Source organism: Novosphingobium sp. (assembly GCF_027531025.1).
Lineage (GTDB): Bacteria > Pseudomonadota > Alphaproteobacteria > Sphingomonadales > Sphingomonadaceae > Novosphingobium.
Map to the genome: position 1 here is coordinate 191,104 of NZ_JAPZQX010000002.1, position 14,541 is coordinate 205,644.

Sequence of the window (14,541 nt, forward strand, 5' to 3'; positions counted from 1 at the left end):
CCTTGGCGCCCGTCTTGTTGTACTGGTTGTCCGGCATGCAGTTTTTCTTGATTGCCGGGCAGGCGGGGAGGGGACTAGGGCGCTTCGCGAGGACGAGGCGGACCGGTCCGCCTGATGAGGAAGACGCATGGCAACGCAATTGGCCGATCCCGAAGCACGCTCCACCAATGCTCCCGAAGCCGTAGTTGTCCGCTTTGCGGGCGACTCAGGTGATGGGATGCAGCTGACCGGCGGGCAGTTCACCCTGTCGAGCGCGCTGGCGGGCAACGATTTTGCCACCTTCCCGGATTTCCCGGCGGAAATCCGCGCGCCGCAGGGCACGCTGTTCGGCGTCTCGGCGTTCCAGATCAACTTCGGCTCGACCAGCATCGATACGGCGGGCGATGCGCCCGACGTGCTGGTGGCGATGAACCCGGCGGCGCTGAAAACCAATGTCGGCGCCTTGAAGCCCGGCGGGCTGATCATTGCCGACACCGGCGAGTTCACCAAGCGCAACCTTGAAAAGGCCAAGTACGAGGTCAACCCGCTGGAGGACGGCTCGCTCTCCAAGTGGCAGGTGCTGGCCTTCGATATTTCGGCGCTGACGCTGGAATCGGTCAAGCCCTTCGGCCTCGGCAACAAGGAAGCCCTGCGCTGCAAGAACATGTGGACGCTGGGGCTGTCGCTCTGGATGTTCGACCGCGATCGCCAGCCGCTGATCGACTGGCTCAATGCCAAGTTCGCCAAGAACAAGGTGCTGGCCGATGCCAACATTGCCGCGCTCAACGCCGGCCATGCCTATGGCGAGACGGCGGAACTGGGCGGCCATGTCAAGAAGCTGCACCTGGGTCCGGTGCCGACCCCGGCGGGGCTCTACCGCACCGTGACCGGCGCCGATGCCGTGGCGCTGGGGCTGGTCGCGGGCGCGCAGCTCGCGCACCTACCGATGTTCTTTGGTGGCTATCCGATCACGCCCGCCAGCTCGATCCTGCATGCGCTGGTGCGGCTGAAGGAATTCAATGTCACCACCTTCCAGGCGGAAGACGAAATCGCCGCAATCTGCGCCGCCATTGGCGCCAGCTATGCGGGGCAGCTGGGCGTTACCTCTTCGTCCGGCCCGGGCATTGCGCTCAAGACCGAGGCGATGGGCCTCGCCGTCATGACCGAGCTGCCGCTGGTGATCGTCAATTCGCAGCGCGGCGGGCCATCGACCGGCCTACCGACCAAGACCGAACAGTCCGACCTCTACCAGGCGGTCTATGGCCGCAACGGCGACACCCCGATCCCGGTGATCTCCGCACGCAGCCCCGGCGATGCCTTTGACTGCGCGATCGAGGCCTGCCGGATTGCCGTGCAGTACATGACCCCGGTGATCCTGCTGACAGATGGCTATATCGCCAACGCGGCCGAGCCGTGGAAGGTGCCGGACCCGGCCGACTATGCCGAATTCCCGGTTTCGTTCCTCGCCGAAAAGAACGCGGGCGATACCCTGTTGCCCTACAAGCGCGATGCCAAGGGCGCGCGGCCGTGGATCAAGCCCGGCACGCCCGGCCTGATGCACCGCATCGGCGGGATCGAAAAGCAGGTCGATACCGGCCACCTCGACTATTCGCCCGCCAACCACCAGGCGATGACCGATGCCCGCAAGGCCAAGGTCGATGGCATTGCCAGGTCGATCCCGGCGCAGGACGTGTGCCTGGGCACCGAAGGTGGCAAGCTGGCCGTTGTCGGCTGGGGCAGCACCTATGGCCCGATTCACCAGGCAGTGGGCCGCGCCCGCAACAAGGGGCTGGATGTCAGTCACATTCACGTCCGCCACATCTGGCCGCTGCCGGAAAACCTGGGTGATCTGCTGCGCGGCTATGACAGGGTGCTGGTGCCCGAAATGAACACCGGCCAGTTCAAGACCGTGCTGCGCGACCAGTTCCTGGTCGATGCCAAGCCGCTGACCAAGACCAGCGGCCAGCCTTTCACCATTGCCGAAATTGAAGCCGCGATTGAGGAGGCACTGGCATGAACGCGATTACGCCCATCACCACCTCGATCAAGGACTGGGAAACCGACCAGGAAGTCCGCTGGTGCCCCGGTTGCGGGGACTATGCGATCCTCAAGGCCGTGCAGCGCACCCTGCCCGAACTGGGCGCGGACCCGGCCAACACCGTGTTCGTATCGGGCATCGGCTGCTCCAGCCGCTTCCCGTACTACGTGGAAAGCTATGGCTTCCACACGATCCATGGCCGCGCCCCGGCCTTTGCCACCGGCATCAAGCTGGCCAATCCGGCGCTCGATGTCTGGCTGGTGACGGGCGACGGCGATGGCATGTCGATCGGCGGCAACCACACGATGCACGTGCTGCGCCGCAACCTCGATTGCCAGATCCTGCTGTTCAACAACGAGATCTATGGCCTGACCAAGGGCCAGTACTCGCCGACCAGCCGCGAAGGCACGACCAGCCCGTCGACCCCGCTCGGTTCGGTTGACCGCCCGGCCAGCCCCTGCGCCTTTGCGCTGGGTGCCGGTGCGCGCTTCATCGCCCGCGGCTTCGACGTGTCGAAGCACCTGCCCGAAGTGCTCAAGGCCGCCTATCACCACAAGGGTGCGGCCTTCGTCGAGATCTTCCAGAACTGCATCGTCTACAACAAGGACCGGTTCGAGGACTTCGCCGCGCCCAAGGGCGCCGAAGACCGGCAGTTGTGGCTCGCCAATGGCGAACCGATGCTGTTCGCGAAGGGCGAGAAGGGCATTGCCCTCGACACCGAGAAGCTGACGCTCAAGGTGGTCGATGTCGTCGATGGCGATTGGCAGGCGGCGGGCGTGATCGTTCACGACGTGACCAACCGCTCGATCGCGCACATGCTGGTCGAAATGCCGTTCGGTCCGTTCCCGATGGCCCTGGGCGTGCTCTATGACGATCCCCGCCCGACCTTCGAGGCGGCGGTCATGGCCGAACGCGAAAAGGCCAGCGCGGGCAAGGAACCGAACTTGGCCAAGTTGCTGGCCAAGGGCCAGACCTGGACAGTTACCGAGGGCGGGCCGGACCTGTAATCTGGCCTGGCCTGCGCCAGCATGGACAACCTGACTCACAGCCTGTTTGGCGCTGTTCTGGGGCAAACGGGGCTCAAGCGCCCTACCGGCCTTGCCATGCCGGCGCTGATCATCGGGGCGAACCTGCCCGATGTCGATGCGGCCTGCTTCTTTTGGCTGGAAGGGACCGAGCACCTCGGTTTCCGGCGCGGGATCACGCATGGGCCGCCGGCAATGGTGCTGCTGCCGCTGATCCTGGCGGGCCTGCTGTGGGGGTATGATCGCTGGCAGGCCCGGCGCGGGACGCGGCCCGAGGAGCGGCTGCCGGTCAGCTTCAAGTGGCTTTACCTCCTCGGCCTGATCGGTTGCCTCAGCCATCCGGCGCTCGATTGGCTCAATGTCTATGGCATCCGCTTCCTTGAGCCGTTTTCCAGCCAGTGGGCCTACGGCGATACCCTGTTCATCATCGATGTCTGGTGGTGGGCGCTGTTAGGCTTTGGCCTGTGGTTCTCGCTGCGGCGTGAGCGGGCCGGGAAGACCTGGCGCTGGCCAGCGATCGCGACGCTCGCGGCCAGTCTGCTCTACCTGGGGCACAACTATCTGCTGTCCGCATCGACGGTCCTGAATTGGGCGATCAACACCAAGGGGCCTTCCGTTGGCGTGCCGATTGCCGATCCGGTGCGGATTGCCTCGCCAGTGCCGCTGGCCTTCTGGGAGCGCGAATTCATCGTTGGTGCGCCCAACCATTGGTACCGTGTTGCACCGGGCGAGGTGCCTTCGCCTCGCAATGCGCGGCCGATCACCGACCAGCCCTGCGCCTGGCCATCGCCAGCACAGCTCGCCAGCGGCGGGTCGCAGGCCGAAGCCTTCCTGTTCTGGAGCCGCGCGCCCTTTGCCGAGCGGGCCACCGATGGCTCGGTGATCCTGCGCGATGCCCGGTTTTATGATCCGCGCGCGCGGGACCGGTTTGCCGTGCCGCTGCCGGGGGTGAAGTGCCTGCCGCGAGCAGCTGGTTAGGCGGGCAGGCCGAAAGGCCAGCTTGCTGCCCGGCCCGGCCTGCACGAAGGGCTGAGGCATGACCACGCCCATCATCGTCTGGCTGCGCCGCGACCTGCGGCTGGCCGATCAGCCTGCCTTCCGTGCTGCTGCGTCCAAAGGCCCGGTGATCCCGGTCTATGTGCTGGATGACGAGGGCGCAAAGCATCGCCGGATGGGCGCGGCTTCGCGCTGGTGGCTGCACCATTCGCTCGCCAGCCTGGCTGCCGATCTGCGGGCAGCCGGATCGCGCCTGATCCTGCGCCGCGGCAAGAGCGAGGAGGTGCTGGCGGCGCTGGCGGCGGAGACCGGCGCGCGCGAAGTCCACGGCCTGCACCATGTCGAGCCGTGGTGGCGCAATGCCGAGCGGGCGGTGGGCAAGGGGCTGGACCTGACGCTGCACCATGGCCTCTACCTCGCCCCGCCGGGTTCGGTGCTGACCGGCGGGGGCACGCCCTTCAAGATCTACACCCCGTTCTGGCGCGCCTTGCAGGAACGGATGCCGCCCGCGCCGCCGCTCCCCGCGCCAAAGCTGACCGCGCCGGATGCTTGGCCCACCAGTGACAAGCTGGAAGACTGGCAGCTGCTCCCCACCAGGCCTGATTGGGCCGGGGGCCTGCGCGCCGAATGGACGCCGGGCGAGGGCGGGGCGGCCGAGCGGCTGGAAACCTTCACCCGCCGCGCTGCCCGCTATGCCGAGCGCCGCAACCTGCCCGCGATGCTGGGCACTTCGCGCCTCTCCCCGCATCTCCATTTTGGCGAGGTTTCGCCCGCGCAGGTCTGGCACGCGCTGGCCGGGGCGGGTGGCTCGGTCGCAACCTTCCTGGGGGAACTGGGCTGGCGTGACTATGCCGCCAACGTGATCCACCAATTCCCGGACTATGGCGCGCGCTCCTACAAGGAGGAGTATGACCGGCTGGCATGGCGGACCGGGCCTGAAGCCGAGGCGGACCTTGCGGCCTGGCAGCAGGGCCGCACCGGCTATCCGATCGTCGATGCGGGAATGCGCGAGCTCTGGGCCACCGGCTGGATGCACAACCGGGTGCGGATGATCGTCGCCAGCTTCCTGATCAAGCACCTGCTGATCGACTGGCGGCGCGGCGAGGAATGGTTCTGGGATACGCTGGTGGACGCCGACTATGGCCAGAACGCAGTCAACTGGCAGTGGAGCGCCGGGTCCGGCGTCGATGCCAACATGTTCGTGCGGATCATGGCTCCGTTGACGCAAAGCCCCAAGTTCGATGCGGCTGGCTATATCCGCCAATGGGTGCCCGAACTGGCGAAGCTGGGCGATGCCGAGATCCACGATCCCGGCCTGCTGCGCCCGCGCGGCTATCCCGCCAAGCTCGTCGAGCACACCCTGGGTCGCGCCAGAGCGCTGGCCGCCCATGCCAAGCTGAAAGCGGTTTGATCGCACAGCGGTGAACTGACGCACCATTCCTTTGACCTCGGTCAAAGCGAGCCATTTGTGGTACGGTTAGGTCAGCAAATGGGACGCAACTAGCTTGACAGTGTTGCGGTCGCATGAAAAGTTGTCCGGACAAATTTGGCGACACCGCCGGATTGGAGAGTGGTCATGAGTGCCGAACTGCCGCCCCCCTATACCGCGCTTACCAAGCACCCGATGCTGGCGCGCACAAACCACGATGAATCCGCGCGGTTCAATTTCCTGACACACCTGAACCGCTATCTCTCGGGTACGCTCGGGCCGGGCAACAAGCTGGCCTATGAAAGGCGCGTCCTGCCAGCCTTCCGCGAAGAGCATGGCCGTGATCCCGAGCACCGGTACGAAATCCGCGACTGGATGAACGAGGACCCGTTCCACCGGATGTGGTCGGCGTTGAAGCGGAATTCCATGGAAATGCGCCAGCAGAATGGCCGTTCGACCGTGTTGCGCCAGCTTGATGAGCTCGATGCCCAGGCTCGCCAGTTCAACGAGCATTCCGGCCAGCTTGAGCTTGATCCGAAGATCGAGCAGCCGATCTACCAGACTGCGGTGGACATTCATTGCCAGCCGGGCGGCTACCACGGGGAGGAACGTCCAGGTGATGTCTCGGCCGGTGCCAACTATGACGTCGGTATCTTCGCCACGACCGGCGGCGCGCTAGGCGGTCTCAATGATGGTGGTGGCCAGGCCGTTGTTGCCTGGGCCAAGAAGGAGCGGCCGGACTGGCAGCCGCGGCGCATTCTCGATGTCGGCTGCACGGTAGGTCACAATGCCGTGCCGATCGCCGCGGCCTATCCCGAAGCCGAAGTGATCGCGATCGATACTGCCGGCCCGTCGCTGCGCTATGGCGCAGCGCGTGCGGCCGGGTTGGGGGTCAAGAACATCAAGTTCGTCCAGGCCAGTGGTGAGGACCTCTCACGCTATCCGGACGGCCATTTCGACTGGGTGCAGACCACCATGTTCCTGCACGAACTGTCGGCCGAATCGATGCCGCGCCTCTTGGCCGAGTGCAACCGCGTGCTGGCCCCGGGCGGGCTCATTCTGCATGTCGAGCAGCCGCAATACTCGCCGGAAATGCCGCTGTTCGAGCAGTTCATGCGCGATTGGGACGCCTTCAACAACAACGAGCCGTTCTGGTCGGCGATGCATGGGAAGGACCTGAAGGATGTGATGGCTGGCGCCGGCTTTGCCAAGGCCGATCAGTTCGTGGTGGGTGTGCGGGCGGTGGTCGATCGCTCGATCTTCCCGGCTGCCGAAAGCGAGGAACAGGAAGACTATGGCCGCGCGGCGGTCTGGAACGCTTATGGCGCCTGGAAGCCCGTCGCGAAGGAGATGGCGGCATGACCGAAGGGATCGACTGGATCGCCCGCGCAGGTGCCAAGCCCAAGGGACGACGCCCCGCCTTTTTCGATGACCCGGCGGTTGACCGCCTGTTGTCTTTGACCATGGCCGTTGTGGGTGAGGTCTCGGTGCTGCGCGAGCGGCTCGACACGGTCGAGCGTCTGCTCGACGCCAAGGGCACGATCAGCCGCGCCGACATCGAGGCCTATGCCCCGGACCGGACGGCTGGCGAAGAGCGTGGCGAAATGACCCGCGCCTATATCGCCCGGGTAATGCGCGGCTTCCAACAGGAGGTCGAAGCGCTTGAAAATCCGGATCCGCCAATCATGGACTGGGTGGAAAAGTTCTCGAAGTAAGGATCGACCGCTGGCGGCGGCGCGAAGGGGGGAAGGCGAATGGAAGAAGTGCTGGTGCTGCGCTGGCTGCACATCATCGCCATGGTCTATTGGCTGGGCGGCGAATGGGGTGTGTTCCAGACGAGCTACAACGTGATCAACCGCAACCTGTCGCTCGATGAGCGCCGACGGCACATGGAAACCGCTTATCGTATTGATATCCTTGCGCGGACTGGCATCATCACCCTGTTACCGCTGGGGCTGCACATGGGCAACATTTATGGCCTGCAGCCTTATGGCGGCTCCTTCCTGACTGGAATGTGGATTTTTGTCGCAGTGTGGCTGGGGCTATGCTGGGCCGCCTTCTTCAAGCGCGAAACTGATCTTGGCATCAAGCTGACCAAGCTGGACGAGATGGTGCGCTGGGTGCTCATTCCCACCATCTTCGTGGTCGGCATTTCCTCGCTGATGGGCAATGGGCCATTCGTCGCAGACGAAGGGACGCGCTGGTATGCCTGGAAGTTCACGCTCTATGGGTTTGCATTGTGCATCGGCCTGGGCCTGCGCTGGATCATGCGGGCCTGGACCACGCGTTTCCGTCAGCTCGCCGAAGGACCGAACCCGGCCGCCGAGGCTGCGCTGGAGCGGGAGATCGGCTGGGGCCGGATGCTGGCCTATATTTACTGGATCACCATTTCGGGGATCTGCTTCCTGGGGACGGTGAAGCCGCTCTGAGGAAGGCCAAACCGGAACACCAAGGGGCTCCCCGGTCGGGGAGCCCTTTTCATTTCAGGATCTGGTTCATCTCGATCAGGATGCCGTCGGGATCGAAGAAATTGCAGCCCATCACCCGGATATCCGGTCCGCCATTGCGCCCCGGATAGATCTGCAGGCGCGGTTCGGCGGTGAAGGTTACCCCCGGCACTGCCTTGGCCGCCTTGCAGCGGCCTTCGACATCATCAGTGTTCATTACGATCACCACGCCGCCCGGGCCCATCCGGGTGGGATAGGGCGCGGCCGGCAACTTTGGCTCGATCCATTGCATCAGTCCGATCCAGCCGACCCAGCCATCGTTGGCATTGAGCAGCACTAGCCGCGCGCTGGCGCCGGGCGGGCCAGCGGGCAGGGCAACGCCGCTGGTTTCAACCACGGTATCATAGTTGACCTTCATCCCCACGACATCGCGGTAAAGCTTGAGGCTGGCTTCCATGTCGCGGACGATCAGCGTGGTTCGCCGGACATCGGTTGGCACCCGCTCTGCCGGGGCTGTCACTCCCGGCGCGGTCGGCTTGTCCTGGGCCTGAACACAAGCGGCGGCAACGAGTGCCAGCAGGGGCAGGGCTATGCGCATCACTGGCTTTCCTCGACCGCACCGGTTTCGATCAATGTCGCGATCCGTTCGGCTGGATAGCCGAGGCTTTCCAGCACGGCGCGGGCATCGGCACCTGGCTTCGGCAAGGCACTTGGAGCGCCCGGACGCTTGCCGTCCATTTCCAGCGGGATTGTCGGCAATTTGGTCTCCGCGCCCGTGTCGAGCCTGACCGGCTCCATCCCCCCGGCGTTGAGGTGGGGATCGTCGAACAGCTCTTCCGGCTTGCCGATCGGGGCAAAGGGCATGCCGGTTCCGTCAAGCTTCGCAATGACTTCTGCGCGGGTCATCTGGCCGACCAGATCGCGGATGCGTGGCAGGATCCGCTCACGGGCAAGGACACGCTGGTTGTTGGCGCGGATACTCTCGTCGGCCCAGAGGTCGTCGAGCCCGAACAGCGCGCAGAACTTCTGCCACAGGGCATCGGTGACGACGCCAATGAAGACCGGATCGTCCTTCGTCTCGAACACGTCATAGATCGCCCAGGCCGAGACCCGTGCCGGCATCGGCGCTGCCGGTTTGCCGGTTACCGCGAACTGCGCCATGTGCTGGCCAACAAGATAGGCGGTGGTCTCGAACAGGCTGGCAACCACCTTCTGCCCGCGTCCGGTGCGGTGGCGTTCCTCCAGCGCGGCGAGAATCCCGATCACGCCAAACATCCCGCCGGTCACGTCGATCACGCTGGCCCCGGCGCGCAGGGGGCGACCCGGTGGCCCGGTCATGTATGCAAGCCCGCCCATCATCTGCGCGACCTCGTCCAGCGCGGTCCGCTGTTCATAGGGGCCGGGGAGGAAGCCCTTTTCGGAGCAGTAGATCAGCCGGGGGTTGCTCTTGGCAAGGCTGCTGTAATCCAGCCCCAGCCGGTCAAGCGCGCCGGGACGGAAGTTTTCGACCAGCACGTCGGCCTGGGCGCAGAGGTCCTTGGCAACGGCAAGACCATCGGTTGACTTGAGGTCGAGGCAGATCGACTGCTTGCCGCGGTTGTACATCGGGAAATAGCCCGCCCCCGAGCCGAGCAGCCGCCGGGTCTGGTCGCCACCGATTGGCTCGACCCGTACCACTTCGGCGCCAAGTCCGGCCAGAATATGACCGACCGTCGGCCCCATCACCATGTGGGTAAACTCGACCACCTTGATCCCGGCGAGAGGGGTGGGTGCGCTCATCGGGCGAGCCTTTCGTTGTAATCGAGCATCGGTCCGGCATCAGGCGTGAAACCATAGAGCGGCTCACCGGGGAGTGCTTCGGTGAGGATCTGGCGGACTTCCAGCAGCTTGGCGAGGTCGATCCCGGTCTTGAGGCCCATCGAATTGAGCATCAGCACCAGATCCTCGGTCACCAGGTTGCCCGAAGCGCCGGGCGCATAGGGGCACCCGCCCAGACCGCCGAGCGAGGCATCGAGCGTGGTGATCCCTTCCTCCAGCCCCGCCAGTGCATTGGCGAGACCAAGGCCGCGGGTGTTGTGGAGGTGGAGCGTGGTGAGCTTGTCCCCCACTGCGCCGCGCACCTTCCGGATCAGGCGTTTGACCTGGGCCGGATCGGCATAGCCCGTCGTGTCGGACAGGCTGAATTCCTGTGCCCCGGCCTCGGCGGCGGCGGCGGCCAGGCGGACAACCTGCTCCTCGCTGACCGCGCCTTCGATCGTGCAGCCAAAGGCGGTGGAAAGGCCCACGGCGAAATGGACGCCGCCTGTCTTGGCGATCTGGGCCACTTCGGCGATCTCCGCCAGCATCGCCGGATGGTCCTTGCGGACATTGCGCAGTGAATGGGTCTCGCTCATCGAGAAGGGGATCGACATGGCGTGGACCCCGGCTTCCACCGCGCGCGCCGCCCCCTTGGCATTTGGGACCAGCGCGACGACGTTCAGCCCCGGAAAGGTCCGGGCGAAAGCCACCAGTTCTGCCGTATCGGCCATCTGCGGCAGCAGGCTGGGCGGGACGAATGAGCCGACCTCGATCTCCTTTACCCCGGCTGCCGCCTCGGCAGCGATCCAGGCCTTCTTGGCCTCGAGTGGCATGACCCGGTCAATCGACTGGAGCCCATCGCGCGGGCCGACTTCGGAGACGAGGATTTCGGTCATGCACGCTTCTCCAAATAGACCCACGGCCGCGCCGCGCGATCCGCCTCGGTCCAGGCGGCGATGGCTTCGCGGTGCTTTAGCGTCAGGTCGATGGCATCCAGCCCTTCGAGCAGCATGGCCTTGGCCTCCGCGTCCAGCGCGAAATGCCAGGTCTTGCCGCTGGCCGAGACGGTTTGCGTTGGCAGGTCGATAGTTACCATCGCCCACTGCAGTTCGCGCACCACCTCTTCGGGCAGTTCGACCGGCAGCAGGCCGTTGCGCAGGCAGTTGCTCTTGAAGATCGGGGCAAAGCTGGGCGCGATGATCGCCTCGATCCCGAATTCGGCCAGCGCCCAGACGGCGTGCTCGCGGCTTGATCCGCAGCCGAAATTGGCGCCGCCCAGCAGCAACCGGGTGCCGATCGCATCGCGCTGGTTGAGCACGAACGACGGATCGTTGATCCGCTTGTCGGCATCTGTGTAACGCCAGGGCGCGAACAGCCCGTCGGCCAGGCCCGTGCGCCCGGTGCTGCGCATTTCGCGGCTGGGGATGATCGTATCGGTATCGATATTGTCGATCAGCAGTGGCACGCCCGGGCTCGTAATGGTGGAAACAGGCTTCATGCCGCAATCACCTTGCGTGGATCCGCAATCGCCCCGGCCAGCGCCGAGGCGGCGACCACTTCCGGGCTCGCGATATGGGTGCGGATGCCCGGGCCCTGGCGGCCTTCAAAATTGCGGTTGGTGCTGCTGATCGTGCGGCTGCCGGGTTCAAATCCTTCGCCGCCGGCGTAGAAACATAGCGAGCAGCCCGAATTGCGCCACTCGAATCCGGCGGCGATAAAGGTCTGGTCCAGCCCTTCGGCCTCGGCAGCACGCTTGACCGCCATCGATCCGGGCACGACCAGCGCCTTCCTGATCGAGGGGGCGATCCGCTTGCCCTTGAGCAGGGCGGCGGCACGGCGCAGATCGGATAGGCGGCTGTTTGTGCACGAGCCGATGAACGCTGCGTCGATCGGGGTTCCAGCAATGAACTGTCCGGCTTCGAGCCCGATGTATTCATGCACCCGCGGCGGTCCCTGCGGAATGCGGGCATCGACGGGGATGGCCTGCTCCGGGCTGGTGCCCCAGGAAATCATCGGCGCGAGGGTCGAACCTTCAATCTCGATTTCTCGGTCGAAGCGGGCGCCAGGATCGCTTGCCAGGCCTGACCAGTGGGGTGCATCGAAGCTGGCCGGCGCATAGGGCCGCCCGGCAAGGTAGGCATAGGTTGCGGCGTCGGGCGCGATGATCCCGGTCATGGCCGAAAACTCGGTTGCCATGTTGCACAGGGTCATGCGCCCTTCCATGTCAAGGCCGCGCACGGCCTCGCCGGCGAATTCGACGACATGACCGGCGCCGCCGCCCGCGCCGTGGCGAGAGATCAGCGCGAGTGCCATGTCCTTGGCGGTCACACCCTGTTGCGTCGCGCCGGTAAAGGTCACTCGCATGGTGCCGGGGCGGACCAGCCGCAGCACGCCGGTTGCCATGGCATGTTCCGCCTCGCTTGAGCCAATCCCCCAGGCGAGCGCGCCAAAGGCCCCTTGCGTGCAGGTATGGCTGTCGGGCGCAACCAGCGTGACGCCGGGCAGGACAATGCCCTGCTCCGGGCTGATCACGTGAACTATGCCCTGGTCACGGTCGGTCACGTCGAACAGGGTGATCCCTGCCGCCAGCGCCGCTTCGCGGGTCTCGGTGATGAAGGCCTGTCCACCGGGCATCAGCGTTTGGTCGTCGCGGCCGATCCGGGTATCGACAATGTGGTCCATCACCGCGAAGACTCGCGCCGGATCGTGGACCGGTCGACCGGCAGCGGCCATCGATTTGAGCGCGGCGGCGCCGGTTCGTTCGTGCAGGAAGATCCGATCGATTGCGATCAGCGCCACTCCGGCAGTGGCCTCCGCTACCCGGTGCGTGTCCCAGATCTTGTCGAACAGTGTCCGGCCCATTGCCCTGTCCTAGCCCTCAAAGCTCCGCCAGTCCCGCGTTACCAGCTTTTCCTGGATCGCGGTGCGCGTTTCGAGCAGGCCATTCCTGATCCAGTGCCAGGTGCGACAGCGGTTCTGTCCATCGTCGGAGAGCTGAATCATCTCATAGAGGTAAAGCGAGGGATCGCCCTGGCGCTGCCAGTAGAGCATCACGGTGCGATTGTATTCGTCGAGCGGCACCTCCGCGGCCCAACCCTTGATCAGTTCGTTGTCCCACCAGACCCGGCCATCGCGGTACTCGGCCGGAAACTCGCGCACTTCGGTGCGGCCGTCGGCCCAGGTGTAGTGGTTGGTCTGGTGGTAGGGGTAGGGGCCGTCGTCCGGAAAGCGGCAGAGCAGCCGACTGGCGTGCTCGTCGATCTTTTCATTGGCGGCGTTGAAGTACGAGTAGGTACCTTCCCAGACACCTTCGTGGCGGGCGAGGAGCGGCATGGCTTCACGGATACTGGTCATGGGGAGGGACTTATCCTTTGTTCTGGAGGGCAATGGCCAGTTGGCGGGCGGCACTGGCGCGGACCAGCTCGCGGCATTCAACGGCGAGGCGTTCCAGCGCGATGTCCTCGAGCGCGAAAGGCACAGCGTGGGCGGCATTGCCTTCGTACCAGGGCGTGAAGAAGTGTCGGGCGCGGGCGATCGCCCAGGCGCGGGTCAGGTAAGCGCCAAAGCGGTCGGGTGTGAAATCGGGGAACAGTCGCGCTGGGTCGCCCACCGGCATGGGCGGCAAGGCAACGGTGCCGATGCCGAGCGCCTGCCGCGCCGCCTCGATCACCTCGCCCCATGGCGCCCAGTCGGTCGGGGGCGCAGCCGGCCACGGGCTGGACAGGCCGTGGCCGGGAAGATCAATCGCCGTGCCGCTTATCGTCAGGCAGTCCAGCGCTTCACCGGGACCGTGGACCTGCAGCACGTCCCGCGCGTCGCTCTGGGCGCGGCGCCAGTGGATTTGGCCATTGAAGGCGGGTGTACTGACGGTGATGAAGCCCTGGTGATCATCCGCCTTCAGTTCGAAGCGGGGGCCGGTCGGCAGGGTCTGGAGGAATTCGAGGCTGGCAGCGGCCTGGTCATTGGGCGTGCGGACCTTGCGGGCCGACCAGCTCGCCGGCATTGCGCCCAGCCGGTCGATATGGGCCTGCATTGGATCACCATCATAGGCGGTGATCAGGACAGGGGCCGTCGTGCTGTCGGGCGCGGGAATGTCGCGCGGGGCGGCAAGAACGGCGGCGTAGCCGTGGCGGAAGCTGTCCCCGGCGTCGAGGATCTCCATGATGATGTCATGGACCCGCGCCGGATCGTCGTGCGCGTTGCGCATCCGGGTCTCGTTGCGGGCATCGTACCAGGGGAAGAACCAGGCCTGCTCCAGGATCCGGTTCCAGGCCCATACCAGGTGCTCGCCATAGGGCAGTGGCAGGAAGGGCGGAGTGTAATTGGCACCAAAGGCGGCCTTTTCCGCTTCGGTCCAGACACCATAGCCCCCGGCGGCGATCCCGCTGAACCGGTCCGGGTTGCGCTTCAGCGCGGTGATCAGGATGATCGCACCCGAGTGGAAGCCATAGGCCGGGACCCGCTCCAGTCCCAAGGCGGCGATGAACTCGACAATGGCATCGGCATAATCGTTGATGTCGGGGGCGGCCTTGGCGAGTGGTTCCGACTGGCCAAAGCCGGGAGTATCCGGGGCGATGCAGGTGAAGTGCGCACCCCAGCGCTGCATCAGCTCCTCATATTCGCCGCCTGAACGGGGGCTCTGATGGACCAGCAGGAGCGCCGGACCAGTGCCCGCCCTGCGGTAATGCACACGGCGCTTGTTCGCTCCGCTGCCCAGGGTCAGGTAGTGGCGGGTGATCGCTGCAGCCATGGCAAGTTGTCCGGACAAATTGTGCTCGACAATGCCATAGTGCGGCGGCAAAGTCAGCGCAAGCGAAGGAGACGCGATTA

The 14,541-nt window shown here is 65.3% G+C and carries 14 protein-coding genes; 7 read left to right on the top strand and 7 right to left on the bottom strand.

Features of this window, described 5'->3' with window-relative positions; translation table 11 throughout:
- Window positions 1-127: 127 nt before the first annotated feature.
- The 7 genes from O9281_RS01430 (at window position 128) to O9281_RS01460 (ending at window position 7,896) form a co-directional block, all read left to right on the top strand.
- Window positions 128-1,996 (top strand): 2-oxoacid:acceptor oxidoreductase subunit alpha, encoded by a 1,869-nt coding sequence (locus O9281_RS01430; RefSeq protein WP_298182010.1) that lies wholly within the window; start codon window positions 128-130, stop codon window positions 1,994-1,996.
- Window positions 1,993-3,024 (top strand): 2-oxoacid:ferredoxin oxidoreductase subunit beta, encoded by a 1,032-nt coding sequence (locus tag O9281_RS01435; RefSeq protein WP_298182012.1) that lies wholly within the window; start codon window positions 1,993-1,995, stop codon window positions 3,022-3,024. Before O9281_RS01430 ends, O9281_RS01435 begins: the two co-directional genes overlap by 4 nt.
- A 21-nt stretch (window positions 3,025-3,045) precedes the next feature.
- Window positions 3,046-4,020 (top strand): metal-dependent hydrolase, encoded by a 975-nt coding sequence (locus tag O9281_RS01440; protein WP_298182014.1) that lies wholly within the window; start codon window positions 3,046-3,048, stop codon window positions 4,018-4,020.
- 58 nt (window positions 4,021-4,078) lie between these two features.
- Window positions 4,079-5,449, top strand: a complete 1,371-nt coding sequence (locus O9281_RS01445; RefSeq protein ID WP_298182016.1) for a deoxyribodipyrimidine photo-lyase — start codon at window positions 4,079-4,081, stop codon at window positions 5,447-5,449.
- Between the two features lie 165 nt (window positions 5,450-5,614).
- On the top strand, window positions 5,615-6,829 hold the full coding sequence (locus O9281_RS01450) for a class I SAM-dependent methyltransferase (RefSeq protein WP_298182018.1): 1,215 nt from the start codon (window positions 5,615-5,617) through the stop codon (window positions 6,827-6,829).
- Window positions 6,826-7,182 carry a hypothetical protein gene (locus tag O9281_RS01455; RefSeq protein ID WP_298182021.1) on the top strand — a complete coding sequence of 119 codons (357 nt, stop codon included), beginning with the start codon at window positions 6,826-6,828 and terminating at the stop codon, window positions 7,180-7,182. Before O9281_RS01450 ends, O9281_RS01455 begins: the two co-directional genes overlap by 4 nt.
- Window positions 7,183-7,221: 39 nt before the next feature.
- Complete coding sequence (locus tag O9281_RS01460; protein ID WP_298182023.1) at window positions 7,222-7,896, top strand: hypothetical protein; 675 nt, start codon at window positions 7,222-7,224, stop codon at window positions 7,894-7,896.
- Window positions 7,897-7,945: 49 nt separating this feature from the next.
- On the opposite strand, the gene O9281_RS01465 is transcribed toward O9281_RS01460, so the two are convergent.
- The 7 genes from O9281_RS01465 to O9281_RS01495 are packed head-to-tail and all read right to left on the bottom strand — an operon-like array spanning window position 7,946 to window position 14,461.
- On the bottom strand, window positions 7,946-8,512 hold the full coding sequence (locus O9281_RS01465; protein WP_298182024.1) for a VOC family protein: 567 nt from the start codon (window positions 8,510-8,512) through the stop codon (window positions 7,946-7,948).
- Window positions 8,512-9,693, bottom strand: coding sequence for a CaiB/BaiF CoA-transferase family protein (locus tag O9281_RS01470; protein WP_298182026.1), 1,182 nt, complete (start codon window positions 9,691-9,693; stop codon window positions 8,512-8,514). The genes O9281_RS01465 and O9281_RS01470 overlap by 1 nt, the downstream gene beginning before the upstream one ends.
- Window positions 9,690-10,607, bottom strand: a complete 918-nt coding sequence (locus O9281_RS01475; protein ID WP_298182027.1) for a hydroxymethylglutaryl-CoA lyase — start codon at window positions 10,605-10,607, stop codon at window positions 9,690-9,692. The genes O9281_RS01470 and O9281_RS01475 overlap by 4 nt, the downstream gene beginning before the upstream one ends.
- The gene (gene leuD / locus O9281_RS01480; protein ID WP_298182029.1) at window positions 10,604-11,209 is read right to left on the bottom strand and encodes a 3-isopropylmalate dehydratase small subunit; all 606 of its coding nucleotides are present in this window, start codon (window positions 11,207-11,209) and stop codon (window positions 10,604-10,606) included. Before leuD ends, O9281_RS01475 begins: the two co-directional genes overlap by 4 nt.
- Complete coding sequence (locus tag O9281_RS01485) at window positions 11,206-12,573, bottom strand: 3-isopropylmalate dehydratase large subunit (RefSeq protein WP_298182031.1); 1,368 nt, start codon at window positions 12,571-12,573, stop codon at window positions 11,206-11,208. Before O9281_RS01485 ends, leuD begins: the two co-directional genes overlap by 4 nt.
- Window positions 12,574-12,582: 9 nt before the next feature.
- Window positions 12,583-13,065 carry a DUF3598 domain-containing protein gene (locus tag O9281_RS01490; RefSeq protein WP_298182033.1) on the bottom strand — a complete coding sequence of 161 codons (483 nt, stop codon included), beginning with the start codon at window positions 13,063-13,065 and terminating at the stop codon, window positions 12,583-12,585.
- A gap of 10 nt (window positions 13,066-13,075) precedes the next feature.
- Window positions 13,076-14,461: an alpha/beta fold hydrolase gene (locus O9281_RS01495; protein WP_298182035.1), complete on the bottom strand. Its 1,386-nt coding sequence runs from the start codon at window positions 14,459-14,461 to the stop codon at window positions 13,076-13,078.
- Window positions 14,462-14,541 lie beyond the last annotated feature (80 nt).